This window comes from Pseudomonas sp. GYB4201 (assembly GCF_056312595.1).
The window spans coordinates 15,407-41,528 of record NZ_JBWGIG010000049.1; the positions used below are offsets into that span (position 1 = coordinate 15,407).

Annotated in this window: 25 protein-coding genes; 14 read left to right on the forward strand and 11 right to left on the reverse strand. The window is 66.4% G+C overall.

The window, feature by feature from the left end:
- Positions 1-96 precede the first annotated feature (96 nt).
- Positions 97-1,221 carry an MFS transporter gene (locus AC0Z2B_RS29170; RefSeq protein WP_476301358.1) on the reverse strand — a complete coding sequence of 375 codons (1,125 nt, stop codon included), beginning with the start codon at positions 1,219-1,221 and terminating at the stop codon, positions 97-99.
- Between the two features lie 272 nt (positions 1,222-1,493).
- Between AC0Z2B_RS29170 and AC0Z2B_RS29175 the strand changes: the two genes are divergently transcribed.
- Positions 1,494-2,852: an Nramp family divalent metal transporter gene (locus AC0Z2B_RS29175; protein WP_476301309.1), complete on the forward strand. Its 1,359-nt coding sequence runs from the start codon at positions 1,494-1,496 to the stop codon at positions 2,850-2,852.
- Positions 2,853-3,128: 276 nt separating this feature from the next.
- Here AC0Z2B_RS29175 and AC0Z2B_RS29180 read toward each other — a convergent pair whose 3' ends face one another.
- Entirely contained in the window at positions 3,129-3,806 is a 678-nt protein-coding gene (locus AC0Z2B_RS29180) for a TetR family transcriptional regulator C-terminal domain-containing protein (RefSeq protein ID WP_476301311.1), read from the reverse strand.
- Positions 3,807-4,003: 197 nt separating this feature from the next.
- Between AC0Z2B_RS29180 and AC0Z2B_RS29185 the strand changes: the two genes are divergently transcribed.
- The 10 genes from AC0Z2B_RS29185 to AC0Z2B_RS29230 all read left to right on the forward strand — a co-directional run bounded on the left by AC0Z2B_RS29185 (position 4,004) and on the right by AC0Z2B_RS29230 (position 16,009).
- Entirely contained in the window at positions 4,004-4,879 is an 876-nt protein-coding gene (locus tag AC0Z2B_RS29185) for an alpha/beta fold hydrolase (protein ID WP_476301314.1), read from the forward strand.
- A gap of 89 nt (positions 4,880-4,968) precedes the next feature.
- Entirely contained in the window at positions 4,969-5,874 is a 906-nt protein-coding gene (locus tag AC0Z2B_RS29190) for a LysR family transcriptional regulator (protein WP_416424226.1), read from the forward strand.
- A 112-nt stretch (positions 5,875-5,986) separates the two neighbouring features.
- Positions 5,987-6,787 carry a class II aldolase/adducin family protein gene (locus AC0Z2B_RS29195; RefSeq protein WP_476301316.1) on the forward strand — a complete coding sequence of 267 codons (801 nt, stop codon included), beginning with the start codon at positions 5,987-5,989 and terminating at the stop codon, positions 6,785-6,787.
- A gap of 779 nt (positions 6,788-7,566) precedes the next feature.
- On the forward strand, positions 7,567-10,002 hold the full coding sequence (locus AC0Z2B_RS29200; RefSeq protein WP_476301318.1) for a TonB-dependent receptor plug domain-containing protein: 2,436 nt from the start codon (positions 7,567-7,569) through the stop codon (positions 10,000-10,002).
- 10 nt (positions 10,003-10,012) lie between these two features.
- A complete protein-coding gene (locus AC0Z2B_RS29205; protein ID WP_476301321.1) occupies positions 10,013-10,969 on the forward strand; it encodes an amino acid ABC transporter permease in 957 nt (318 codons plus the stop codon).
- Entirely contained in the window at positions 10,962-11,747 is a 786-nt protein-coding gene (locus tag AC0Z2B_RS29210; protein WP_416424230.1) for an amino acid ABC transporter ATP-binding protein, read from the forward strand. The genes AC0Z2B_RS29205 and AC0Z2B_RS29210 overlap by 8 nt, the downstream gene beginning before the upstream one ends.
- 5 nt (positions 11,748-11,752) lie before the next feature.
- Entirely contained in the window at positions 11,753-12,670 is a 918-nt protein-coding gene (locus AC0Z2B_RS29215) for an ABC transporter substrate-binding protein (protein ID WP_476301323.1), read from the forward strand.
- Between the two features lie 13 nt (positions 12,671-12,683).
- Positions 12,684-14,261 (forward strand): flavin monoamine oxidase family protein, encoded by a 1,578-nt coding sequence (locus tag AC0Z2B_RS29220; protein ID WP_476301325.1) that lies wholly within the window; start codon positions 12,684-12,686, stop codon positions 14,259-14,261.
- A gap of 32 nt (positions 14,262-14,293) precedes the next feature.
- Complete coding sequence (locus AC0Z2B_RS29225; RefSeq protein ID WP_476301328.1) at positions 14,294-14,728, forward strand: RidA family protein; 435 nt, start codon at positions 14,294-14,296, stop codon at positions 14,726-14,728.
- A 153-nt stretch (positions 14,729-14,881) separates the two neighbouring features.
- Complete coding sequence (locus tag AC0Z2B_RS29230) at positions 14,882-16,009, forward strand: GGDEF domain-containing protein (protein ID WP_476301330.1); 1,128 nt, start codon at positions 14,882-14,884, stop codon at positions 16,007-16,009.
- Positions 16,010-16,134: 125 nt separating this feature from the next.
- Here the strand turns inward: AC0Z2B_RS29230 and AC0Z2B_RS29235 are convergent, their stop codons facing one another.
- On the reverse strand, positions 16,135-16,905 hold the full coding sequence (locus AC0Z2B_RS29235) for a MetQ/NlpA family ABC transporter substrate-binding protein (RefSeq protein WP_476301333.1): 771 nt from the start codon (positions 16,903-16,905) through the stop codon (positions 16,135-16,137).
- Between the two features lie 49 nt (positions 16,906-16,954).
- Positions 16,955-17,620: an ABC transporter permease subunit gene (locus AC0Z2B_RS29240; protein WP_473006681.1), complete on the reverse strand. Its 666-nt coding sequence runs from the start codon at positions 17,618-17,620 to the stop codon at positions 16,955-16,957.
- 502 nt (positions 17,621-18,122) lie between these two features.
- Here AC0Z2B_RS29240 and AC0Z2B_RS29245 point away from each other — a divergent pair.
- Entirely contained in the window at positions 18,123-18,599 is a 477-nt protein-coding gene (locus AC0Z2B_RS29245; RefSeq protein ID WP_476301335.1) for a BRO-N domain-containing protein, read from the forward strand.
- A gap of 81 nt (positions 18,600-18,680) precedes the next feature.
- Here the strand turns inward: AC0Z2B_RS29245 and AC0Z2B_RS29250 are convergent, their stop codons facing one another.
- The 7 genes from AC0Z2B_RS29250 to AC0Z2B_RS29280 form a co-directional block, all read right to left on the reverse strand.
- On the reverse strand, positions 18,681-19,442 hold the full coding sequence (locus AC0Z2B_RS29250; RefSeq protein ID WP_476301337.1) for an amino acid ABC transporter ATP-binding protein: 762 nt from the start codon (positions 19,440-19,442) through the stop codon (positions 18,681-18,683).
- Positions 19,435-20,085: an ectoine/hydroxyectoine ABC transporter permease subunit EhuD gene (gene ehuD, locus AC0Z2B_RS29255; RefSeq protein ID WP_476301339.1), complete on the reverse strand. Its 651-nt coding sequence runs from the start codon at positions 20,083-20,085 to the stop codon at positions 19,435-19,437. The genes AC0Z2B_RS29250 and ehuD overlap by 8 nt, the downstream gene beginning before the upstream one ends.
- A 2-nt stretch (positions 20,086-20,087) precedes the next feature.
- Positions 20,088-20,759, reverse strand: coding sequence for an ectoine/hydroxyectoine ABC transporter permease subunit EhuC (gene ehuC, locus AC0Z2B_RS29260; protein ID WP_476301341.1), 672 nt, complete (start codon positions 20,757-20,759; stop codon positions 20,088-20,090).
- Entirely contained in the window at positions 20,747-21,601 is an 855-nt protein-coding gene (gene ehuB, locus AC0Z2B_RS29265; RefSeq protein WP_476301343.1) for an ectoine/hydroxyectoine ABC transporter substrate-binding protein EhuB, read from the reverse strand. Before ehuB ends, ehuC begins: the two co-directional genes overlap by 13 nt.
- A gap of 125 nt (positions 21,602-21,726) precedes the next feature.
- Complete coding sequence (locus AC0Z2B_RS29270) at positions 21,727-22,764, reverse strand: ABC transporter substrate-binding protein (protein WP_476301346.1); 1,038 nt, start codon at positions 22,762-22,764, stop codon at positions 21,727-21,729.
- Between the two features lie 99 nt (positions 22,765-22,863).
- The gene (locus tag AC0Z2B_RS29275) at positions 22,864-23,631 is read right to left on the reverse strand and encodes an ABC transporter permease (RefSeq protein WP_476301348.1); all 768 of its coding nucleotides are present in this window, start codon (positions 23,629-23,631) and stop codon (positions 22,864-22,866) included.
- Entirely contained in the window at positions 23,628-24,602 is a 975-nt protein-coding gene (locus tag AC0Z2B_RS29280) for an aliphatic sulfonate ABC transporter substrate-binding protein (RefSeq protein ID WP_476301349.1), read from the reverse strand. The genes AC0Z2B_RS29275 and AC0Z2B_RS29280 overlap by 4 nt, the downstream gene beginning before the upstream one ends.
- Here AC0Z2B_RS29280 and AC0Z2B_RS29285 point away from each other — a divergent pair.
- Both AC0Z2B_RS29285 and AC0Z2B_RS29290 read left to right on the forward strand, forming a co-directional pair.
- A complete protein-coding gene (locus tag AC0Z2B_RS29285; RefSeq protein WP_476301351.1) occupies positions 24,601-24,774 on the forward strand; it encodes a hypothetical protein in 174 nt (57 codons plus the stop codon). The two genes, AC0Z2B_RS29280 and AC0Z2B_RS29285, sit on opposite strands and share 2 nt — an antisense overlap.
- 152 nt (positions 24,775-24,926) lie before the next feature.
- Positions 24,927-25,481: a DsbA family protein gene (locus AC0Z2B_RS29290; RefSeq protein WP_476301353.1), complete on the forward strand. Its 555-nt coding sequence runs from the start codon at positions 24,927-24,929 to the stop codon at positions 25,479-25,481.
- Positions 25,482-26,122 lie beyond the last annotated feature (641 nt).

Below are 26,122 nucleotides of genomic sequence, written 5' to 3' on the forward strand. Positions count from 1 at the left end.
CGTAGCCGCTGCCGCCAGGCTGCGCTGGCCATCGCGTACGCTGGAGATGTGCAGCGAGGCATAGGGGCAGCGCAGCCTGCGGCAGCGGCTACGGCATCAGTGGCGTGGCATGTGGCGCTGCAACGCCACCACCGTCCCCACGTTGACCAACGCCAGCACCCCCAGCACCGCCAACGTCGCCGTGGCACCAAAATGCGCCTGCAGATACCCACCCAACAGCGGCGTCAGCGCCTGGGCAATCAACACCGGGCGCGCGATGCGGCCCAGCACCACGGCGTAGGTGGCCGGGCCAAACAGCGCCAGGGGCAGGGTGCCGCGCACAATCGACCGAATACCGCTGCCCAGCCCGTACACCACGATAGCCACCAGCGCCCACTGGGTCGCGAACAGCAGCCCTGCCAGGCCCGCGGCCACCAGCAGCACCGACGCCAGCGTGCTCCAGATAGGGTGCGCGTTGCGCCCCAGCACCACCTGCAGCACCCGTACGCCCACCTGGCTGGGGCCGATCAACGCGGCCACGCCCAGGGCTGCCGTAAGGCTGAAGCCGAGGTTTTGCAGCAGGCTGATCAGTTGCACCGAAATAGCGGTGAAAATCACCGCCGCCAGGGTGAAACTGGCGGTCAGCAGCACAAATACCCGGCGGTCCGGCGCCGCGCCGCTGGCACCAGGCGCTGCCGCGTGGCTGGCGGGCAGGGCGGCCAGCGGTGGCAGGGTGCGCAGGTAAATCGGCAGCACTATCACCAGCAGCAGGCCGCTGTAGGTCAGGCAGGCGCCGCGCCAGCCCAGGTGCGCCACCAGCGCCGCCACTAGCGGCCAGGTGATCGAGGTGCAGAACCCTGACACCAGGGTGATCTGGGTGATGGCGCTGCGTGCGTCGCTGCCAAAACGCTGGCCCAGGGCCGCGAACAAGGGGTCATACAGTCCGGCGGCCATGCCGATGCCGATCACCACCCAGGCCAGCAAAAAGCACGGCAGGTTGGGCGCCACCGCCAGCAGCGCCAGGCCGGCGGCCAGTATCGGCGCGCTGGCCACCAGCACCCGGCGGCCGCCCAGGCGTGCCACCAGGCGGCCAACACTGGGCGCCAACAGGCCAGACAGCAGGATGGCCAGCGACAGTGCACCATACACCCAGGCCTGGCTCCAGCCCGTGTCGGCCACCACGGGCGCGGCGAGCACGGCAATCAGATAGAACGAGCCACCCCAGGCGATGATCTGGGCGATACCCAGCAGGGTGGAGGTAGTGAGCGTGGGGCGATGGGCAGAATCAGTCACGGCGGCTCCGGTGGCCAGGCGGGGAAGGCTGGCAAGGGTATCCCAGCACGGGGCCGCTCGCCCAGTGAAGGTGCCGCTGATCGCCTGCAATCGACCTTCGCCCAGCCCTGTGGTCGGAAATAATTCGCCAGGCGAGTAAATTTCCGCAAAGCCGCTACGTTCAGCAGATAGGCGCTTTGTTTCGCCGGCAGTTTTCGACTCAGTAACAGCGAAGCGCGACCTTGAATACGGATAACCACCAGGCCGACTACACGGCCCGCCACAGGCGCACGCTCCCCCTTGCCGCCCGCCCCAGCCTGGGTGCGATGAACGGCAGCGTCGCCGTGCCCGCGAATGGCCATTGGCTGCGCCGCCTGCTGGCGTTCGCCGGGCCCGGCTACATGGTTGCGGTGGGCTACATGGACCCGGGCAACTGGGCCACCGACATCGCCGGCGGCTCGCAGTTTGGCTACACGTTGCTGTCGGTGATCCTGCTGTCGAACATCATGGCCGTGCTGCTGCAGGCCCTGGCCGCGCGCTTGGGTATCGCTACCGGCCTGGACCTGGCCCAGGCCTGCCGCCAGCGCTACCCCAGGCCGGTGTGCATTGCCCTGTGGCTGGCCTGCGAGGCGGCGATCATCGCCTGCGACCTGGCGGAGGTGATCGGCACGGCCATCGCCCTCAAGCTGCTGTTCGGCATACCCATGCTATGGGGCGCTGTGCTCTGCGTGCTGGACGTGTTCCTGATCCTGCTGCTGATGAACCGCGGCTTCCGCGCGCTGGAAGCCTTCGTCATTGCCTTGCTGACCCTGATATTTGCCTGCTTTGCCGCGCAATTGGTGCTGGCCCAGCCGCAATGGCGTGAAGTGTTCCAGGGCTTTATCCCTCAGGCGAGCATCGTCACCCACCCGGCCATGCTGTACATCGCCATCGGCATCATTGGCGCCACGGTGATGCCGCACAACCTCTACCTGCATTCCTCCATCGTCCAGACCCGGGCCTACCCACGCACCCCGGAAGGCCGTCGCAGCGGCCTGCGCTGGGCGGTGGCCGACAGCACCATCGCCCTGACCCTGGCGCTGTTCGTCAACGCCGCCATCCTCATCACGGCCGCCGCCGTCTTCCATGGCAGCGGCCACACCGACGTGGTGGAGATCGAGCAGGCCTACCACCTGCTGTCGCCGCTGCTGGGCGTGGGCATCGCCTCGGCGTTGCTGGGCGTGGCGCTGTTGGCCTCGGGCATCAACTCCACGGTGACCGCCACCCTGGCGGGGCAGATCGTCATGGAAGGCTTTCTCGACCTGCGCATCCCCGACTGGGCGCGGCGGCTGCTGACCCGTGGCATCGCCATTGTGCCGGTGATCGCGGTCACCAGCCTGTACGGCGAGGAGGGCACCGCGCGCCTGCTGGTGTTGAGCCAGGTGGTGCTGTCGATGCAGCTGCCGTTCGCGGTGATTCCGCTGGTGAGCTTCGTCTCCGACCGCCGCAGCATGGGCGAGCTGGTCATCGGCCCGGTGACCAAGGTGCTGGCCTGGCTGGTAGCCGCGGTGATCGTGGTGCTGAACCTGAAGCTGCTGTGGGACACGCTGGCCAGCCTGTAACCCCCTCCTTTTCTCCAACGTAGCAGCGGCCGCATGGCCGCGTCTTTGCGTGCCCGTTATTCGGTGGTGCGCCGGACGCAGCCTGCGGCAGCTGCTACGATTTCGTACTGTATTACGTACCATGTAATTACATATTTTTTGTCGCTTGGTGTTTTGCGGTAATTTCAATTTATAAAGAGTTGATAATATAGGATTATCAAATGTCATCGTCCGAACACGGCAAAACCGCCCGTAAAACAGGTACGAAACCCAGGGGGAGTCAGTAGGTGGGGGGTATCAGGCGCGCTTGCGCTGGGCCGCTGGCTGCACGGGCGTCAGGCCTTCCACCAGCAGCCGCGTGGCGGTCTGGGTGGCGGCGGCGTAGTCGATCGCTTCCAGCTGCTCGCGGCCGCGCAGGCCTGGCACCTGCCAGCCCAGGCTGATGCACGACTGGGCGATGGCCCAGGTCGACAGCAACAGGTGCCGCGGGTCCACCGGAGCCAGCAGGCCGGCGTCGACCCAGCGGCCCAGCCGCTCGATGTGCTCGCGCACCCGCGCCGCCCAGCGTTCGGCGTAGGCGGGCGGCAGGCGCGTGGCGCCTTCCTTGAGCTCGACCATGAACACCTTGGAAGCAAACGGCTGCCGCTCGAACAGCTGCACCATGGCGCTCACCGTGCGGGTCAGGGCTGCCACCGGCTGGTCGTTGTCGTGCAGTGACAGGCAGGCGTCCAGGTACGGCGTGGCAATGCTTTCCAGCACCTGGGCGTAGAGGTTGTCCTTGGACTTGAAGTAGTACAGCACATTGGGCTTGGGCAGCCCGGCGTGCTGGGCGATGACGTTGACCGTGGCCGCATCGAAGCCTTCGCGGGCGAACACCTGGCAGGCGGCCTGCAGGATGTGCTCGCGCACCGGCAACTGCGGCGCGGGGGCAGGGGGGCTGGCGTCCAGCCGGGGGTCGAAAGGCATAATGTACATCGGCGGATCCTTGTTGTGCTTCATTCCCGTGCTGTGCGCGGAAGGGAATTGAGAATCGCAATATACAAAACTATATAGCGTTTGCGTAGAGGCCCGTGTTCACAGTTCGTGGCTTATGCGGCCACGGCGACGCTATTGATTGGATTGCCGTTGCTAATATGCTTTGGCAGCCCTCCCAATAAAAAGGATCACCGCTCATGTTCGCTGGCTTCCGCAAGGCCCATGCCCACGTCAACGGCGTCGACATCGCCTACCGCATCGGCGGCAGCGGCCCCGGGCTGCTGCTGTTGCACGGCCACCCGCAAACCCACGTAATCTGGCACAAGGTGGCCGAGCAACTGGCCCAACACTTCACCGTGGTGGCCGCCGACCTGCGCGGCTACGGCGACAGCGGTCGGCCGCCGGCCAGCGCCGACCACGCCGCCTACAGCAAGCGCGTCATGGCCCAGGACAACGTGGCGCTGATGGCCGCGTTGGGCTTCGAGCAATTCGCGGTGCTGGCCCACGACCGTGGCGCGCGGGTGGCGCACCGCCTGGCGCTGGACCATCCCGGCGTGGTGCAGCGCATGGTGCTGCTGGACATCGCGCCGACCCTGGCGATGTACGCGCAGACCAACGAAGCCTTCGCCCGCGCCTACTGGCACTGGTTCTTCCTGATCCGCCCGGCGCCGTTGCCGGAAACCCTCATCGAAGCGAACCCCGATGGCTACCTGCGCAGCGTCATGGGCAGCCGCAGCGCCGGCCTGGCGCCGTTCACCGACGAGGCCTTCGGCGAATACCTGCGCTGCCTGCAGCGGCCCGGCAGCGCCCGCGGCATCTGCGAGGATTACCGCGCCAGCGCCGCCATCGACCTTGAGCACGACCGCGCCGACCTCGCCCGTGGCCATGGCCTGGAGCTGCCGCTGCTGGTCCTGTGGGGCGCCGAAGGCGTGGTGGGGCGCTGCTTCCAGCCGCTGGACGAGTGGCGCAAGGTGGCCAGCGACGTGCGCGGCAAGGCGCTGGCGGCCGGGCACTACATTGCCGAGGAGGCGCCGCAGTTGCTGCTGGATGAAGCCCTGGCTTTCCTGGCATGAGGCCATAACCGAATCGCCGTTGCCTGCCCAGGGCGAATGGGACTATGCTTTTCGCACATCTTGTCCCATCTTTACCATGTGCGGCCCGAATGAAAATTGATGATATCGATGCTTTTGTCGCAGTGATCCGTTGCCAATCGATCAGCCATGCCGCCGAGTCCTTGCAGTTGACCCAGCCGGCGATCACCCGGCGCGTGCAGAACTTCGAGCAGGCACTGGGGGTCGAGCTGTTCGACCGCAACACCAAGCCGCTCAAGCCGACGCTCATCGGCCACCAGGTGTACGCCCAGTGCCGCACCATCCTGCGCGAGATGGACGCCCTGCGCGAACTGGTCGCCAGCGACGCGCCGCCCACCGGCGTGCTGCGCCTGGGCGTGCCGCAGACCATCGGCGATGTGGTGCTGCTCGATGCCCTCAAGCACCTGCGCCACCAGTACCCGGCGCTGCGCGCCCAGGTGGCCACCGGCTGGGGCAGCCACCTGGTGGGCAAGATCGAGAAGGGCGAGCTGGACGCCGCCGCCGCGCTGTTCCCGGCGGGCAAGATTTTCCCGGACAACATCATCGGCGAATCCATCGGCAAGATGGAGCTGGTGGTGGTGTGCGCCAAGGACCGCGTGCCCAAGCGCCCGTGCAAGCTGGCCGATGTCTATGACGGCGGTTGGGTGCTCAACCCCGACGGCTGCGGCTTCCGCGCCGGCCTGCAGCGCACGCTGTCGGACCAGGGCCTGGGCCTGAAGATCAACCTGGAAACCTTCGGCACCGAGCTGCAGCTGGGCCTGGTGGCCGAGGGCATGGGGCTGGGCCTGGTGCCTCGAGACCTGCTGGAGCGCAGCGCCCACCGCGACCTGCTGGCGGTGGTGCCGCTCAAGGACTTCAAGCCAGTGATGGACCTGTGGCTGATTTTCCCGCGGTTCCTCGGCAACCTGCAGGGGCCGGTGGAGGCGTTCGGCGAGCTGGTGGCCCGGTCGCTGAAGAAAAGCCGCGACGCCGCCTGACAACATAAAAAAATATAATAATTAGCTTAGAATAAAATGTGATTTTTAAATGCTCCCCGAGGCGCTTAGGCTGCGTGCACGACAGTCCTCGGCCCCACAGGGAGCAGTGCCCATGAGCAGCGTCACATCCTTACCGCTTCAACCTACCGCCACCCACGTCCGCGACCGCGTCAGCCCCGAGGAGTGGGAAGTGCGCGTCAAGCTGGCCGCCGCCTACCGCCTGGCGGCCCTGCACCGCTGGACCGACCACATCTACACGCACTTCTCGGCCCGCGTGCCCGGCCCCGACGAGCACTTCCTGATCAACGCCTTCGGCCTGCTGTTCGACGAGATCAACGCCTCCAACCTGGTCAAGGTCGACCTCGACGGCACCATCGTCGACGACCCCACCGGCCTGGGCATCAATTACGCCGGCTACGTGATTCACAGCGCCATCCACGGCGCCCGGCCGGACCTCAAGGCCGTGCTGCACACCCACACCCGCGACGGCATTGCCGTGTCGGCGCAGAAGGACGGCCTGCTGCCCATCTCCCAGCACGCCATTGCCTTCTCTGGCCGCGTGGCCTACCACGGCTACGAGGGCATCGCCCTGGACCTGGACGAGCGCGAGCGCCTGGTGGCCGACCTGGGCGACAAGAGCGTGATGATTCTGCGCAACCACGGCCTGCTCACCGGCGGCATCAGCGTCGAGCACGCCTTCCAGCAGTTGCACGGCCTGGAGCGCGCCTGCGCCATCCAGGTGGCGGCCCAGGCGGCTGGCAATGGGGAGTTGGTGTTCCCGCCACGGGAAGTGGTGGCGAAGGTGGAAGAACAGGCCAAAGGCCATTCCGCCGGCGACGGCCCGGGCGTGGCGCGCCACTGGAACGCATTGATTCGCCAGCTGGAACGGACCGACGTCGACTATAAAAACTGAGAGGCAAGTGGCGCCGCGCTGGGCCCGGACGCAGCCTTCGGCAGCTGCTACGCGAATGCGTATCCCCGCCGAACGTGTCGCCTGCATCACGGCCAAGGCCGGCTCCTACCCCGCACGCAACGCGGTTCCTGTAGCAGCGGCCGTAGGCCGCGTCCCAGGCGCCGCGCTGTTCCCGGTACACCGCGGTGAACCCGGACGCCGCCTGCGGCAGCTGCTACGCGAATGCGTATACCCCGCCGATCGTGTCGCCTGCATCGCGGCCAAGGCCGGCTCCTACCCCGCACGCAACGCGGTTCCTGTAGCAGCGGCCGTAGGCCGCGTCCCAGGCGCCGCGCTGTTCCCGGTACACCGCGGTGAACCCGGACGCAGCCTTCGGCAGCTGCTACGCGAATGCGTATCCCCGCCGATCGTATCGCCTGCATCGCGGCCAAGGCCGGCTCCTACCCGCACGCAACGCCACTTCTGCAGCAGCGGCCGCAGGCCGCGTCCAGCGCCACCGCGGTGTGGCCTTGGACGCGGCCTCGCGGCCGCTGCTACGTGGGTGGGTGAAAACCAAAAATATAATTCATTTATGTAATGTAATAAGCAAAAAACAATAAAATAAAATCATAGATACATATGCTCAAATAGAATTATACGTCTCACCGTTATTTCCCTATCTTAAATCCCAGACCACCTACCCCCACCCCCGGATGGTATCCATCAGATCAGGCCTGCAGCCTATCGGTGCCCCGGACGGGCACCCCGCGTGCAGGTGTTGGACGGGAGTCGCAACACCCATGGAATTCGTCAGCCAACGCAGTGGACGCAATCCTTTCACCCCCACGGTTACCTTCAGCCCCCTGGCCCTGGCCGTGGCCGGCGTGCTGTTCGCCGGCGCCGCCCAGGCCGATGACAGCGCCCTGGACACCGTGGTGGTCACCGGCAACCGCGGCGCCGAGCAGCGCACCGTCACCAGCAGCCCGGTGCCCATCGACGTGGTCAGCGCCAAGCAGCTGCAAGCCACCGGCAAACCCGGCCTCATGGAAGCGCTCAGCGCCGTCATCCCGTCGCTGAGCCTGCCGGAGAAGACCGGCTGGGACGCCAGCGGCATGGCCCGCGCACCGAACCTGCGCGGCATGAACGCCGCCGAGGTGCTGGTGCTGGTCAACGGCAAGCGCCGCCACACCGCTGCCACCCTGAACATCAACGGCATCAACACCGGCGCCGCCCCGGTGGACCTGGACATGATCCCCATCGGCGCCATCGACCACGTCGAAGTGCTGCGCGACGGCGCTGCCGCCCAGTACGGCTCGGACGCCATCGCCGGGGTGATCAACGTGATCCTCAAGGCCGACGCCAGCGGCACCTCGGTGACCAACGTCGGCCAGGGCTACGACGGCAAGAAACAGACCGTGCAGCAGAGCCTGGACAAGGGCTTCGAGATCGGCAACGGCGGCATCGTCCACCTGAGCCTGGACGCGCGCAACCAGAACGACGACAACAAGGCCAGCGCCAACGGCTACACCTACGCCCAGGCCTACAACAAGGCCGGCACCTCCACCTACGGCGGCTACGGCACGCCGAAGATCGACCTGTACAACCTGGCCTACAACGCCGAACTGCCGCTCAACGATGACCTGAGCCTGTACTCGTTCAGCACCGTGTCGCACCGCGAGGCCGAGCAAGGCCAGAACTTCCGCCTGCCGACCATCACCAACACCATCACCACCGGCCCCAACGGCTACCCCGGCGGCTACACGCCGACCTGGACCATCACCGAGGACGACTACCAGGCCGCCTTCGGTGCCAAGGGCCTCGTCGGTGCCTGGGACTGGGACCTGTCCACCACCTATGGCCGCAACGAAGCCACCCAGGGCAGCTTCCACAACCAGAACCCGTCCCTGGGCGAGGCCACGCCCAACAGCTTCACCAACGGCACCTGGGTGTCGGACGAGCTGACTACCAACCTCGACTTCAAGCGCAACTACGACGTGGGCCTGAGCAAGCCCATGGACGTGTCCTGGGGCCTGGAGCACCGCCGCGACAGCTATGAAGTGAAGAAGGGCGACTACGCCTCGTACGCCGACGGCGGCTATTGTGTGTCGGCCGGCAACTGCGCGTCCTCCGGCGCCCAGGTCACCAACGGCATCTCGCCAGCGGAAGAGGCCAGCGCCAGCCGCAACGACGTCGCCAGTTACCTGGACCTGGGCATCAACCCGCTGCCGCAGTGGTACCTGGGCACCGCCGTGCGCTACGAGCATTACAACGAAGGCGTGGGCGCCACCCGCAGCGGCAAGCTGACCACCCGCTACGAATTCACCCCCAAGTTTGCCGTGCGCGGCACCGTCAGCAACGGCTTCCGCGCGCCGTCCCTGGCCGACAGCCTGTTCAGCGCCCGTTCCACCACCTACGGCGTGGTCGATGGCGTGTACCAGTCCATCAACTACGGCGTGCTGCCGGTGGATTCGGCAGCGGCCAAGGCCCTGGGCGCCAAGTCCCTGAAGCCCGAGCGCTCCACCAACTTCAGCCTGGGCCTGACCTATACGCCCATCGACGACCTGACGCTGACTGCCGACGCCTACGTGGTGAACATCCGCGACCGCATCACCCTGACCGGCACCCTGCTGGGCGACGAGGTCACCCAGGTGCTGCAGAGCAACGGCATCACCTCCACCTCTGGCGGCCAGTACTTCCTCAATGGCGCCGACACCCGCACCAAGGGCCTCGACCTGGTGGGCAACTACAAGCAGGACCTGGGCGTCTGGGGCGCGCTGAAATACACCGCGGCCTTCAACTGGAACGAAACCCAGATCCTCAGCTACACCGCGGCCACCGACATCGGCGGTACCCAGTACCAGCTGATGGACCGCGAGGCGCGCAACCTGCTCACCGGCGTGCAACCCAAGACCAAGCTGATCCTGGGCGGCACCTGGAGCATCGCCAGGTTCGACGTGAACCTGGGCTTCACCCGCTACGGCTCGTGGAAGGAGGTGAACGACGCCGACGACCGTTCCCTGGACCGCGTGTGGAAAGCCCAGTGGATCACCGACCTGGACGTGGGCTACCACCTGACCAAGGACCTGAGCCTGGCCGTGGGCGCCAAGAACCTGTTTGACGTCTACCCCAAGAAACAGGGCGTGCCGTCTTCCACCATGGTCAGCAGCTACGGCACCTATTCGCCGTACGGCTTCACCGGTGGCTACTACTACACCCGCCTGACGTACACCTTCTGAGGAGTCTGCCATGCCTATTGTTTCCGACGCCGCGCACTACCGCGCCCCAGCCCGGCCCGCCGTGACCACGCCCAGGGTCGACACCACGCTGCACATCGTCCCGGCGCGCCACCCGTGGCGCTGGGTCGGTTCGGCCTTCGCCGCCCTGGTGCTGGTGGGCATCGTCCATTCCCTGGCCACCAACCCGCGCTGGGAGTGGGGCGTGTTCGCCGAGTATTTCCTCGCCCCGGCGGTGCTCAAGGGGTTGGGCAAGACGCTGGCACTGACGGTGCTGGCGGCGCTGCTCAGCACCGTGCTGGGCACCGGCCTGGCGCTGGCGCGGCTGTCGCGTTCGCCGCTGCTGGCGGCCCTGGCCTGGGCCTACATCTGGGTGTTCCGCTCGCTGCCGGCGCTGCTGGTGCTGATCATCCTCTACAACTTCGCCTACCTGTACGAGTACCTGTGGCTGGGCGTGCCGTTCACCGAGCTGGGCATCAAGTGGTCGACGGTGGACGTGCTCAGCCAGTTCACCGTGGCGGTGCTGGGCCTGGGCATGATGCAGGCGGCCTACACCGCCGAGATCATCCGCGGAGGCATTCTGGGCGTGGACCACGGCCAGCATGAAGCGGCCGCCGCCCTGGGCCTGCCGGCCAGCCGGCGGATCTTCCGCATCATTCTGCCCCAGGCGCTGCGCTCCATCGTGCCCACGGCGTTCAACGAGGTGATCGGCCTGGTCAAGGGCACTTCCATTGTCTACGTGCTGGCCTTGCCGGAACTCTTCTACACCGTGCAGGTGATCTACAACCGCACCCAGGCGGTGATCCCGCTGCTGATCGTGGCCACGGTGTGGTACCTGCTGATCACCAGCGCACTCACCAGTTTGCAGTTCTACGTGGAGCGCTATTTTGCCCGCGGCGCGCTGCGCAACCTGCCGCCCACGCCGCTGCAACGCCTGCGGGGCTGGCTGAAGGAGCACACCCATGGCTGAGGGGCGCATCGAAATTCAAGGCGTGAGCAAGCGCTTCGGCAGCCAGTGGGTGCTGAATGATATAGACCTGACGGTCGAACCTGGCCAGGTCACGGTGATCCTCGGGCCGTCGGGCTCGGGCAAGTCGACGCTGCTGCGCACCATCAACCACCTGGAGAAGATCGACGCCGGGCACATCACCATCGACGGTGAGTACGTGGGCTACCGGCGCAAGGGCAACCAGCTGCACGAGCTCAAGGAGCGCGAGGTGCTCAAGCGCCGGCTGGACGTGGGCTTCGTGTTCCAGAACTTCAACCTGTTCGGCCACCTGACGGTGCTCGAGAACCTTACCGAAGCGCCCCTGGCGCACAAGCTGTGGCGCCGCGCCGACGCCCGCGAACAGGCGCTGGCGCTGCTGGCCAAAGTCGGCCTGCAGGACAAGGCCGACGCCTACCCGCGACAGCTGTCCGGCGGCCAGCAACAGCGCGTGGCCATCGCCCGCGCCCTGGCGCTGCGGCCCAAGGTGCTGCTGTTCGACGAGCCGACCTCGGCCCTGGACCCGGAACTGGTAGGCGAGGTGCTGGACGTGATCCGCCAGCTGGCCGCCACCGGCACCACCCTGGTGGTGGTCACCCACGAGATCGGCTTCGCCCGCGAGGTGGCCGACCACGTGGTGTTCCTGGTGGACGGCAAGCTGGTGGAGCAGGGCCCGCCCGAAGTGATTTTCCAACACCCGCGTCACCCACGCACCGCTGCCTTCCTGGGCAAGGTGCTGACTGCCCCCCTGTTAAAGGAATGACTGCCATGAAACATGCCTTCGTGTTGTTGGCCCTTGCCGCCGCCTTGCCGGCGCTGGCTGCAGAACCCCCGGCGCCGTTCGACCTCAGCCCGCAGCAGGCGCACATCGATGCGCCGCGCAACCCGGCCGCCATCGCGCAGATCCCGGCGGGCTTCAAGTTCGTCGAGCCGGGCACCTTCACCGTGGCCATCGCCGGCGCCTCGGGCCCACCCCTGGCGCTGTTGGCCAGCGACGACAAGACCACCATCGGCAGCGAGGCCGACACCGCGCGGCTGATCGCCGACAGCCTGGGCCTGCAGTTGAAAGTGGTGCAGACCAGCTGGGAGGACTGGCCGCTGGGCGTCAGCTCGGGCAAATACGACGCGGTGCTGAGCAACGTCACCGTGACCGAGTCGCGCAAGAAGCGCTTTGACTTCGCCACCTACCGCCAGGACGTGCTGGGTTTCTACGTGAAAGCCAGCAACGCCATCACCTCCATCAAGGAAGCCAAGGACATCGCCGGCCTGAAAGTCATCGTCGGCTCGGGCACCAACCAGGAGAAGGTGCTGCTGGCCTGGAACGAGGCCAATGAAAAGGCCGGGTTGGCGCCGGCCACCCTGGTGTACTTCGACGACCAGGCCGCCGCCACCCTGGCCGTGCAGTCAGGCCGCGTGGACGCGTTCTTTGCGCCCAACTCGCTGCTGGCCTACATCGCCGCCACCCGCGGCGGCATCAAGCAGGTGGGCCTGGTGAACGGCGGCTGGCCGCTGAAGGCCGATATTGCCGTGACCACGCGCAAGGGCAATGGCCTGGTCACGCCGATCCAGACCGCGCTGGAAGGCGCCATCGCCGGCGGCCAGTACGCCAGCGTGCTGCAGCGCTGGGGCCTGGCCGACGAGCGTATCGACCATTCGCTGATCAACCCACCGGGCCTGCCGGACTGAGAGGAGCGCGACCATGACCCTGACACGACGTGAAGCGCTGGCCAGCATCAACGCGGTAGGCGGCGAAACAGCCGCCAAGGCCGCCCTGGCAGCACTGGGCCTGGGCCCTTCGACCCACCTGCAACACCAGCCGCTGGACTACAACGGCCAGGCCGGCAAGGGCGCCAAGGTGCTGATACTGGGCGCCGGCATCGCCGGCCTGGTGGCGGCGTTCGAACTCAAGCGCGCCGGCTTCCAGGTGCGCATCCTGGAAGCGCGCCAGCGCGTGGGCGGGCGCAACTGGACCCTGCGCCACGGTGACGAAGTCGAGTACCTGGACGGCCGCCGGCAGACCGCGCAGTTCGCCCCGGGGCTGTACTTCAACGCCGGCCCGGCGCGGCTGCCCAGCCAGCACAAGACCATCCTCGACTATTGCAGCCAGCTGGGCGTGCCCCTGGAAGTGCTGGTCAACACCAGCCACAGCGCGCAGCTGCGGCCGGACCTGGAACAACCGGCGTTCAGCGTGCGCCAGGCCTTGAACGACACCCGCGGCCACCTGGCCGGGCTGCTGGCCACCGCCATCAACCGCGACGCGCTGGACGATCAGCTGTCGGCCGAGGAGCGCAGCCGCCTGCTGACCTTCCTGCAAGGCTACGGCGACCTGTCCCAGGAACTGGTGTACGAGGGCAGCCTGCGTGCCGGCCACGGCATTGCCGCGCCGGCGCCCGGCGCGCTGCCGGGCTTCGGCGCGCCGGTGGCGCTGGAGCGGCTGCTGCACCCGGAGCTGTGGGGCGCACTGCTGCACACCGAGTACCCGGAGTTCTCCGCGACCATGCTGCAACCGGTGGGCGGCATGGACCGCATCGCCGCGGCGTTCGAACAGCGGCTGCAGGACGAGCTGCAGTTCGGCGCGGTGGTGCGCCAGTTGCGGCAAAGCGGGGAAGGGGTGAGCGTCACCTACGACGACGCGGCCAGTGGCGAGAGCCGCCTGGAACGCGGCGACTACCTGATCTCGACGCTGCCGCTGCCGCTGCTGGCGCGCCTGGACACCGACTTCAGCGAACCCTTCAAGGCCGCCCTGCACAGCACCCGCAACGACCAGGCCACCAAGGTGGCGTGGCAGGCGCCGCGCTTCTGGGAGCAGAAAGACCGCATCTATGGCGGCCTGTCGTGGCTGGAGCACCCGGCGCGCCTGCTGTGGTACCCCAGCAACGACCTCAACAGCCCGCAAGGCCTGCTGGTGGCCGGCTACGTGACCGGCGAGGGCGCCGCCGAGTTCGGCCACAAGGCCCTGGCCGAGCAATACGCGGCGTCCGCCGAAGCCGTGGAGCTGTTGCACCCTGGCCAGTCCCGGCACCTGCGCCATCCGCTGGCGGTGTCCTGGGAGCAGGTGGCCTACAGCGAAGGGCCGTGGCTGCAACGCGAGCATTTCCCGGCAGCCGCCCACGCCTTGCTGGAGGTGCCCCAGGGCCGCGTGTACCTGGCCAGCGACGGCCTGGGGCAGAGCGGCATCGGCATCTGGCAGGAGTCGGCGGCCAACGCCGCGCGGCGGGTGGTCGGGCAACTGGCCGAACAGGTGATTCGCCAACGCCAGACGGCGTTGGCTTCGTAAGCATCTTTTCATTTCACACAGAGAGCACACACATGACCCAAACCATCGTTCGCACCGGCCCGGCCACGGCCCCCATCGCCCAGACCGTCAGCGTGCCGGCCAATGCCCAGCTGGTGTTCCTCAGCGGCGCCTTGCCCGATGTAGCCGACCCGCAGGCCCCCCAGGGCACTTCGGCGGCCTATGGCGACACCCGCACCCAGACCGAATCGGTGCTGCGCAAGCTCAAGGCGGTGCTGGAGGCGCAGGGCCTGGGCCTGGGCGATATCGTCCAGTTGCGGGTGTTCCTGGTGGGTGTGCCCGAGCTGGACGGGCGCCTTGATTTTGCTGGGCTGCAGTCCGGCTACACGCCGTTCTTCGGCACCGCCGAGCAACCCAACAAGCCGGCGCGCACGGCCATCCAGGTAGCCGGCCTGCCGTTGCCGGGCGCGCTGGTGGAAATCGACGGCATCGCCGTGCGCCAGGGGTGATTGCGTCGCCTGCGGACGCGGCCTTTGGCCGCTGCTACACAGCCCCTCGTAGCAGCTGCCGCAGGCTGCGTCCGGCGGCACTGCGGTATTAGGTTGTGACCCAGCCAACCCAATGCGACAATCGGTTTTTCGTCGCAGGATCAGGCGGATCGAATGGATCACCGGGGGCGTCAACAGGACGTACACATCGCTGCACAGGTACGCACGGACCAGCTGCAACAGCTGTTCCGCCAATCGGTGTCGGCCGTGTTTGGCAGTTACCTGGCCGCGCTCATGCTCAGCTGGCTGTGCTGGGACCGCTTCGACCACGCCACCGTGGTCACCTGGCTGGGCCTGCTCAGCGCCTCGACGCTGCTGCGCACCCTGCTGTTCCTGCGCTACTACCGCAGCCCCGAGGCCGAACGCACGCCCCAGCGCTGGGAGCGGCCGTACTGGCTGACCCTGGCGCTGTCCGCGACCATCTGGGGCGCGGGGGCGTTGGCGGTGATGCCGGCGGGCGACCTGCTGGCCCAGGCCCTGGTGATGCTGTTCGCCGTGGGCATGTCGGTGAGCGCGGTGTCGTGCTACTCGGCGTACCGGCACATGACCGTCATGTCGATCCTGCTGGTGCTGCTGCCGCCCACGTTCTGGCTGCTGTTCCAGGCGTCCGAAGTGCAGGTGGGCATGGCTCTGGCGACGCTGGTGTTCGCCTCGTTCGTGGTGCGCGCCACCCACAAGCTGTCCGACGCGCTGGTGAAGGCCTACACCCTGACCCACGAAATGGAGAGCGCCCACCGCATTTCCACCTACGCCGCGCAGACCGACGAACTCACCGGCCTGAAGAACCGCCGCGCGTTCTTCGAACACGCCCAGCAGCTGTTCGCCTACTGCCGGCGCAACCAGCTGCCGCTGTGCGCGGTGATGCTGGACATGGACCACTTCAAGTACATCAACGACACCTACGGCCACCAGGCGGGCGATGAGGTGCTGCGGCAGATTGGCCAGGTGATCACCCGTTCGTTCCGCGCCGCCGATATCCACGGCCGCCTGGGGGGCGAGGAGTTCGCCGTGCTGCTGCCCGACACCACCCTGGCGCAGGCCCGGGACATCGCCCGGCAGGTGCTGCAGACCATCGCCGGCCTGCAGGCCGACCCGGTGCTGAGCATCACCGCCAGCCTTGGCGTGGCCGAGGTGGACGGCGGGGTGCTGGACCTGCACAAGCTGATCAACAGCGCCGACAAGGCGCTGTACCGGGCCAAGGCCCAGGGGCGCAACCAGGTGGTGGTGGCCGAGACCGCGTGACGGCCACGCCCTGTAGCCGCTGCCGCCAGGCTGCGCTGGCCCTTGCGTACACCGCAGATCTCCAGCGGGGCACAGGGCCAGCGCAGCCTGCGGCAGCGGCTACAGGGCGTTGCGCGACGGCTTTATTAAAACGCCGGGGTGATCTCGCCTTTGTAGCGGGTCAGGATGAACTGCCGTACTTCAGGTGAATTCAACGCCTTGGCCAGCTTCTGGATGCGCGGGTCGTTGATGTCGTCGGGGCGCGCCACCAGGAACTCGGCGTACAGGTCCTTGCCTTTTTCTACGATCAGCGCGCTCTTGATGTCGATGCCTGCTTCCAGCGCGTAGTTGGCGAACACGAACGCCAGGTCCACCTGTTTCACCGAACGCGCCAATAGCGCACCTTCCAGCTCGCGAATCTTCAAATGCCTGGGGTTGGCGGTGATGTCGTGCTCGGTGGACTGCGGGTTGCTGGGGTCCTTGAGCTGGATCAGGCCCTGCTCGGCCAGCAGCACCAGGGCGCGGCCGGTGTTCACCGGGTCGTTGGGGATGGCCACCGACGCCCCGTCCGGCAGTTCGGCCAGGGACTTGTACTTGGTGGAGTAGGCGCCGAACGGCTCGATGTGCACGCCTACCACCGGCACCAGGTCGGTGTGGCGGGTCTTGTTGAAGTCATCGAGGAACGGCCGGTACTGGTAGTAGTTGGCGTCCAGGTTCTTCTGCGCCAGTTGCAGGTTGGGCTGGATGAAGTCGGTGAACACCTTGATGTCCAGGTCCACGCCTTCCTTGGCCAGTTCCGGTTTCACGAATTCGAGGATTTCGGCGTGGGGCACCGGGGTGGCGCCTACCACCAGTTTTTCACCGGCATGGGCACTGAAGGCAACGAAGGCTGCCAATACGGCAAGGGCTTTTTTCATGGTGTTGGTCTCGTGGGCAGTGAAGGAGCAGGGTGGGGTTGAACGGGGGTCAGCGCCGGCTGAAGTGCGCCACCAGGCGGTCGCCGGTCATTTGCAGGGCCTGTACCAGCACCACCAGCACGGTGACAGTGATCACCATCACGTCGGTCTGGAAGCGTTGGTAGCCAAAACGAATGGCCAGGTCGCCGAGGCCGCCGCCACCGATCACCCCGGCCATGGCCGTGTAATCCACCAGCACGATGGCGGTAACGGTGACTGCGGCGATCAGCCCGGTGCGTGATTCGGGCAGCAGGGTGTGCCAGATGATCTGCCAGGTGGTGGCGCCCATGGCCTGGGTGGCTTCCACCAGGCCCTTGTCCACCTCGCGCAGCGCCGCTTCCACCAGGCGCGCAAAGAACGGCGTGCAGCCCACCACCATGGGCGGAATGGCCCCGGCCACGCCCAGCGACGTGCCGGTGAGCAGGCTGGTGACCGGTATCAGCACAATCAGCAGAATGATGAAGGGCAGCGACCGCAGGATATTCACCACCAGCGATAGCACCCGGTAGGTGCGCGGCATGGCGTGCAATTGCGACCGCCCGGTCAAATACAGCAGCACCCCCAGCGGCAGGCCCAACAGCACGGTGAACGTCAGCGCGGCGCTGAGCATCGACAGCGTATCGACGCAGGCCTGGCCCAGGTCGCTCCAGATCAGGTTGGCGAACCATTGCTTCATGGTTGGCGCTCCCCGGGAGCAGGGGTGGCGGGGAGGGTGGTGTAAGTTGGCATGGCGTTATCCTTGGCTCAAGCAGCGTTGCAGGAGCCTGTGCACAACCTGTGCCAGCGCTTTTATCCTTTAAAATCAGTTGTGTAGAGCCGGTAGTTGCGCGGCTGTCGATCAAAATGTAGAACCGCTGTTGCCCATTCAACACCCCGGCAGGCACCCTGGCCGGGGCTGGACACAACCCTTAACACTCCTTTGATTGCCACTGCCTCGGTGCCCCCTTACCCTGCGCGGCGTCTCCGAAGCCTCGGGGATCAGGTTTAGCGACCTGTGCTAGTACACTGCAGCACCATACCGCTTGTTTCGGGCGTTTACGCCTGGGATAAGTGTTATGGCAGCTGCGTGTGGGAGGCCTTCGGGCCTGCCGGTTCTAGCCCGGTTCGCTAACCTGCACGCAGCTGCCACCCTAACTCCAATGACCGTGGCAGCCCTTCATCCGCAAGGAGCTTTCGCCATGGATGCACTCGCCGCCACCACCTTTTTCCGCCACCAACTCCCGCTGCGCGCGCTGATGCTCGAAGGCCAGGCCTGGCTGTGCATTCACGACCTGGGCCGCTTGATGGGCGTGCACTTCGTGGAGCGCCGCATCCGCCGCCTGGACGCCGACCAGCACCGTGAGGTGTGGGTCCAGGTGGAAGGCGAGTGGAGCAAGCGCCTGCTGGTCAGCGAGACCGGGGCGGTGACCTTGATCATGCACAGCCAGATGCCCGAGAACCGCGCGCTGCGCCAGTGGCTGACGCTGGAAGTGGTGCCCATGCTGCGCAGCAGCGCGCCGGGCACGGTGCCGGCGGTGACGTCCATGTGCACGCAAGGGGGGCAGGTGAAGGTGTTGTATTGGCAGGACGAACCGTGGATTCGCCTGCGCGATATGCCCGATGTGCTGCCCACGAAGGGCCAGCAGAAAGTACCCTGGTGGCGGGTGTGGGCCTAAGCCCGTAGCAGTGGCCAAAGGCCGCGTCCTGGCAGCCATGCCCTGGGGCCCCCGGACGCGGCCTTTGGCCGCTGCTACGGGTTAGTGTTGTGCTACCAGGTTGAGGAAGCGGCGGGTGCGCTCGTTCTGGGGATTGACCAAGATCTGGTCCGCCGAACCATCGGCAACGATGCGCCCGTGCTCCATGAACAGCACGCGGTCGGCCACGTCGCGGGCGAATTTCATTTCGTGGGTCACCAGCAGCATGGTCATCTGCTGTTCATGGGCGATGCGGCGGATCACCCCCAGCACTTCGCCCACCAGTTCCGGGTCCAGGGCCGAGGTCACCTCGTCGAACAGCATCACCTGCGGGCGCATGGCCAGGGCGCGGGCGATGGCTACCCGTTGCTGCTGGCCGCCAGACAGGGTGGCGGGGTAGGCGTGGACCTTGTGGGCCATGCCGACCATGGCCAGGTAGCCGTGGGCGCGCTCCAGCGCCTCCTCGCGGCTCAGGCGCAGCACCTGCAGCGGCGCCTCGATGACGTTGTCCAGCACGCTCAGGTGTGGGAACAGGTTGAACTGCTGGAACACCATGCCCACCCGGTGCACCACCGGTTCGGGCCGCCAGCGCCAGCCACGGCGCGGCGCCGGCACGGGGGCGCCGGCCACCTCGATGTGACCGTGCTGGTAGCTTTCCAGGCCCTTGATCAGCCGCAGCACCGTGGACTTGCCCGAGCCGCTGGGGCCGATCATGGCCACTTTCTGGCCCTGGGGGATGTTCAAGTCCAGGTGGTCGATGACCCGCGTGCTGCTGAAGTCCTTGACCACCTGGGTGAGGCGGATCTGTGCGGGGGAATCAGGCATGGCTGCGCTTCTCCAGGTGGTTGAACAACAGCGAGGTGGGCACGCTGATCAGCAGGAACAGCAGCGCCATCAGCGTGTAGGGTTCGTTGTAGCGGTAGGTCATGCCGGCCACCTGCTTGGCGGCCTGGAACAGCTCGGGAATGGTGATCACCGCCAGCAGCGGTGTCTCCTTGAACATGCCGATCAGGTAGTTGCCCAGCACCGGCACCATGGGCTTCCAGGCCTGGGGCAGGATGACCCGCCGCCAGGTCTGGGCAGTGTTCAAGTCCAGGGCGCGGGCCGCTTCCCACTGGCCGTTGGCGATGCCGTCGATGGCGCCGCGGTAGGCTTCGGCGATGTAGGCGCTGTAATACAGGCCCAGGCCGATGACCCCGGTGGCGAACGCCGGCAGGGTGATGCCCGCCTGCGGCAGCACGAAGAACAGCGCGTACAGCTGCACCATCAGCGGCGTCAGGCGCAAGAAGCTCAGGTACCCCGCGGCAGCGCGGCGCACCACGGCCCAGGGCGCGCGGCCGGCCAGCGCCAGCACCAGGCCCAGCACCACGGCCAGCACGAAGCCCAGCAGCACCACCTCGACGGTCACCAGCAGCCCGGCCAGCAGGTCGGGCAGTATCGACCAGGTGAATGCGAAATCGAAATCCATGGCTACTCCTTGGCCCGGCGCCAGGCCGTGCTGTGGGTTTCATAGCGGCGCACCAGCCAGCTCAACGGCCAGGCCATGACGAAATAACACACCAGCACGATGCTCCAGATCAGCGATTGGTTACCCAGGGTGGTGATCAGCTGGCTGCCCGAGAAGGTCAGGTCGGTGAGGGTGATCAACGACACCAGCGAAGTGGTCTTCATCAGTTCCACCAGCTGGTTGCCCAGGGGCGGCAGCATGAACGGCAGCGCCTGTGGCAAAAGCACCCGGCGCAGCGCCGCCAGCCGGCCGAAGTCCAGCGCGCGCACGGCGTCGCGCTGGCCCTGGCTGACGTTGGCCAGCGCCGCGCGGATGATCTCCGCGGCGTAGGCGGAGAACGTCAGGCCCAGGCCGATGACCCCGGTGGCCATGGGCGGCAGGCGAACGCCGAACAGCGGCAGGATGAAGAACAGGTAGAACAGCAGCACCAGCGCCGACAAACCGCGCAGCACCTGCACGTAGGTGACGGCGAAAGCCCGCAGCAGCCGCGAACGCGACAGGCGCATCAGGGCGATGGCGAAACCCAGGGCCAGCACCAGCACTTCAGCCAGCACGGTGATTTCCACCGTGACCAGCGCGCCATGGCCCAGCTGCGTGGCGATGAACAGCGCGCTGTCCAGGGTCACAGGCTGCAACGCTGCGCGGCGGTGACGGCAGGGTCTGGCAGTTCGTTCTCGGTGTAGCCGTACTTGCTCAGGATTTTCAGCAGCTCACCGGAGGCGCGCAGCTTGGCCAGTTGTTCGTTGAAGGCCTGGGCGAACACCGGGTCGTTACGCGGCAGGCCGTAGGCGTGGTAGTTCCAGCTGGGCTTGCCGTTGGCGTCGGGGATCTGCTCGAACGGCAGCGCGCGCTCGATGCTCGGGCTGTTGGCCTTGGCCAGCAGGCCGATGATCTCGGCGTCGGGGAAATACACCACGTCCACGCGGCCGGCTTCCAGGGCGGCCAGGGCCTCGGTGTCCTTGTCGAACAGCACCACGTTGGCGGTGGCGATGCCGCTGTCCTTGGCTTCCTGCACCTGGTTGGAGCCGGTCTGGGTGGCCAGGCGCGCCGTGCCGCTGGCGGCGACGTCCTTGAGGCTGTGCAGCTTCAGCGGGTTGCCGGCCTTGACGATGAAGGCGCCGCCGGAACGGGTTACCGGGTTGGAGAAGCTGATGACCTTGCAACGGCTGGGGTTGATGAACAACCCGGCGCCGATCAGGTCGAAACGCCCGGCGGCCAGGCCCGGTACCAGCGAGCCGAAGTCGGTGATGGGCGTGTCGATGTGGGTGATGCCCAGCGGCGTGAGAATGGCCTGCAGCACTTCGATGTTGGCGCCGGTGGCCTTGCCGTCGGTGCCCAGGTAGGCGTACGGCTGTTCGTTGGCGATGCCGGCGGTGAGGCCGTCGCTGCGGCCCTTGTCCAGCAGGCCGGCGGCCAGGGTGGCGGTGCTGCACAGCAACAGCGCGGCGAGCAGGGGCAAACGTTTGTTGATTGTCATTGGGGAAAGCTCCTGTCGTTAACGTGTAGCAGCGGCCGCAGGCCGCGTCCGAGGACGCCGCGATAGGCTGTTGTCGCGCGGTGATTTCGGACGCGGCCTGCGGCCGCTGCTACGGGGGGGGGGACTCAGCTGCCCTGCAGGGGCTTGGCGTCTTCGAAGAAGTAGTCCTGCCACGACGCCGGCTTGTGCTTGATGGCGCCCACGCGGTACATGAACTCGGCCAACGGGTAGGTGTTCTTCGGGTTGATGGTGAACTCGAAGCGCGGGTTGCTGATGATCTTCAGCAGCGCGTCGCGGTCGATCGTGGCGTGGGTGACGCGGATGTAGGTGTCGGCGGCGCCGGCCTTGTCCTTCTGGATGTAGGCGGCGGCCTCGGTCAGTGCCTCGATGAAGGCGTGGTAGGTCTTGGGGTTGTCGTTGCGGAACTTCTCGGTGGCGAACAGCACGGTGGGCGAGTTCGGGCCCAGCAGGTCGTAGGTGTCGAGCACCGTATGCACGCCAGCCTTGGCCAGTTCCTGTTCCTGGAACGGCGGGTTGGAGAAGTGCCCGGTGACCTCGGTGCCGCCCGACGTGATGCTGGTGGCCGCGTCCGGGTGGGGCAGGTTGATGGAGTACTGGTCCAGGCGGGCGAAATCCTTGTCGCCCCACAGCTTGGCCGCAGCATATTGCAGGTAGCGCGACTGCACCGAGACGCCCACCGCCGGCACGGCGATGCGGTCCTTGGCAGTGAAGTCGGCGATGGTCTTGACGTTGGGGTTGTTGCTCACCAGCAGGTACGGGAAGTTGCCCAGGGAGGCCACGGCCTTGACGTTCTGGCGGCCGTAGGTGCGGTCCCAGATGGTCAGCAGCGGCCCGGTGCCGGCGCCGGCGATGTCCACCGCACCGGCCAGCAACGCGTCGTTCACCGCCGAGCCGCCGGACAGTTGGGTCCAGTCCACCTTGATGTCCAGGCCTTCCTGCTTGCCGTATTTTTCCACCAGATGCTGGTCGCGCACCACGTTGAGCAGCAGGTAGACCACGCCGAACTGCTCGGCGATGCGCAGCTGGCCCTCGGCCTGGGCCGCGCTTGGCATCACCAGGCTGCCCGCCAGCAGCGACAGGCCGAGGCCCAGGGCGGTGGTCAGTTTGCTCAGGCGGGGAAACGCGGTGCTCAGTGATGCCATGGGGGTTCTGCCTTGCTGTCAGCGGGTAGGTGCGCTGAAGATATAGCTATAAGAGAATAAATTTAAATAACTTAAATTCATAAACTAATGCCTGGCCGATCAGCCCTCCGCCGGCTGCCCGGTGAAGGTGTCACGCCAGCCCAGGCAGCGCTTTTCCAGCCCAGCGAGCAGGCCATCGCTGAGCTTGCCCAGCAGCGCCAGGACGATGATCGCCGCCAGCACGATATCGGGCCGCGAGGTTTCCCGGCCGTCGCTCAGCAGGTAGCCCAGGCCGCGGGTAGCAGCGATCAGCTCGGCCGCCACCAGGAACATCCACGCCAGGCTCAGGCCGCTGCGCAAGCCGGTGAACAGGCCGGGCAGGGCGGCTGGCAGCAGGATGCGCCGCACCAGTTGCCAGCGATTGAAACCGTAGATGCGCCCGACCTCCACCAGTTTGCGGTCGATGTCGCGGATCGCCGCCACGCCGTTGTGGTACACCGGGAAGAACGCGCCGATGGCGATCAGCACGACCTTCGAGGTTTCGTCGATGCCCAGCCACAGCAGCAACAGTGGCACCCAGGCCAGGCTGGGAATCGAGCGCAGGCCGGCAAACGTCGGTGCCAGGTAGGCTTCGGCCTCGCGGCTCAGGCCCACCCAGGCCGCGAACACCAGGGCCAGGCTGGCGCCAATCACAAAGCCTGCCAGCACCCGCGCCAGGCTGGCGCCGATGTGCTTCCACAGCGCGCCCTCGGCCAGGTCGCGCAGGGTCAGCACGACGTCGCTGGGGGCGGGCATCTGGTAGGCCGGCAGCCAGCCTGCGCGCACCACGCCTTCAAGGATCAGAATGATGGCGACGGGCAGGGCCAGGGCTTTGAAGCGGCTGCTCATTGGCCGGCGACCGCTTGGTCTAAACCTGGCGTGATCAGCTGGTCGATCACCTGGTTGACGTCGGTACCGCGGCGCACCAGTTCCTCGGACACCAGGATGGGCGCGGCGGCCTTCGAGGCGGCGACGTCCTGGGCGGTCAGTTGCGGGCTGCTCAGGTCAGTGCGCGACAGCTGCAACTTGGCCACGTCCAGCGGCAAACCGGCTTCGCTGGCCAGCAGCTGGGCAAACTCCTCGGGGTGGCCGACGGACCACTGGCGCGCCTGCTCATAGGCGCCGATCACGGTCTTGATGGTGTCCGGGTGCTCCTTGGCGTAGCGCTCGGTGACGCTGACCACGCCATAGCTGTTGAAATCGCGGTTGCGGTACAGCAAGCGCGCGCCGGCCTGCACCTGGCTGGCGGCCATGTGCGGGTCGAGGCCGGCCCAGGCGTCGACGTCGCCTTTTTCCAGGGCCACGCGGCCGTCGGGGTGTTGCAGGTGCACCAGCTCCACGTCGTCCTTTTTCAGGCCGGCCTGCTGCAGCGCGCGCAGGGTAAACAGGTAGGGGTCGGTGCCCTTGGTGGCGGCGATTTTCTTGCCCTTGAGGTCCGCCACGCTGTGCAGTGGCGAGTCCTTGCGTACCACCAACGCGGTCCATTCGGCGCGGCTGTACACGTACACCGACTTGATCGGCGCGCCGTTGGCGCGGCTGAGCACCGCCGCCAGGCTGGCCGACGAGGCAAAGTCGACGCCGCCGCTGTTGAGGTACTCCAGCGAGCGGTTGCTGCCCTGGCTGAACACCCAGTCCACCTTGGTCTGCGGCAGGGCTTTTTCGAGGAAGCCGAAGTGCTTGAGCACCAGGCTCACCGGCGAATAGTAGGCGTAATCCAGGTGCACCTCGGCCGGCGGCGCGTCAGCAGCCTGGGCGCTGGGGTGCACGGCCAGGGTCAGGGCGCAGGCGCCGATCAGGGAGTAGAAGAGGGTGCGTTGCATGAGCGGGCTCCAGGACGGTTGTTATGTCGGAAAAGTCGGTGCGGGTATGGATTTTCTGCTGGAATGGAATATTGCAGGCTTTGTGCCAGTTGCTGGGACGGGGGTTCCAGAGGGGCTTGCGTTGATTCTGCTGTTTACCGCGCAACAGACTGTGGAGTCACTGTTGCAGTAGCAACAGTCATCTGTAGCCGCTGCCGCCAGGCTGCGCTGGCCTTATGCCCGCTGCAGATTTTTGGCGTACATCATGGCCAGCGCAGCCTTCGGCAGCGGCTACGCGCGGTGTCTGATGGGTATACTGCGGCGCTGACTTCAAGGAGATCGACCATGGAAAACACCACCTGGCACGCCGACCCACTGACCTGGGGCCACGGCCCGCGGGTGTTCGAGGTGTTCCTCGAACCTACCTGTCCGTTCTCGGTGCGCGCCTTCAACAAGCTCGACGACCTGCTGGCGTTGGCTGGCGAAGACCGCATCACTATCAAGGTGCGTTTGCAGTCCCAGCCCTGGCACCTGTTCTCAGGGGTGATCGTGCGCTGCATCCTGGCCGCCTCGACGCTGCCCGGCGGGAAGGCCAACGCCAAGGCGGTGATGGCGGCCGTGGCCGCGCACCGCGAGGAGTTCGAATTCAGCCACCACGCCAGCGGGCCGAACCTGGATGCCACGCCCAATGACATCATCGCGCGCATCGAGCAGTACAGCGGCGTGCAACTGGCCGCGGCGTTTGCCATTCCTGATCTGGACCGGGAGACCAAATGGCACTGCAAGTACGCGCGGCAGAACGGCATTCATGTGTCGCCGACGTTCATAGTGGATGGGTTGGTGCAGGGGAATATCAGCAGTGGTGATACCGTGGAGCAGTGGTTGGGGCAGGTGAAATAAGCCCACTTCAAACCGCCACGAACTGCTTCTGATCTTGATCCCGTGAGGCCTTTGATCTTGATTGTGTGCCCCGTAAAGCGCCAGGGCCGACTGGAGGCGTTGGCCAAGCGGTCCCTGGCGTAGCCAGGGAAGACGGAACCGGAGGCGCTTCTATTCCGGGCCGTCGGCCGCTTGGGCGACGCCGGAGGGAGGGGACCCGTAGCGAAGCGTAGGGACCAAGCAGGGGCAAGCCTTTTTTGGTTACTTTTTGGGGCGTTTGCCAAAAAGTGACCCGGCGTAAGGCCGGAAAGGTGAAGTGGCATCACTCGAAAAAATGGATATGTTCGTGGTGTTCGTATCCCGCTTCGGCGTTTTCGAGCATATCCATTTTCGCGGGGATACCACCGACCGTTTCGCCCTTACGGCGAGTAACTTTTTGGCAGTCGCCCCAAAAAGTCACCAAAAAGGGCTTGCCCCTGCTTGGGCCCTACGCTTCGCTACGGGTCCCCTCCTTCCGGCGCCGCTCAACGGGCAGACGGCACCCGCTATAGAAGCCTGCGGGTTACCGTCTCTTCGGCCTGCGGCCTCGGCCCTTCGGGCAGCCCGTTGATCGACGCCTCCAGTCGGCCCGGGCGCTTTACGGGGCATACAATCAAGATCAA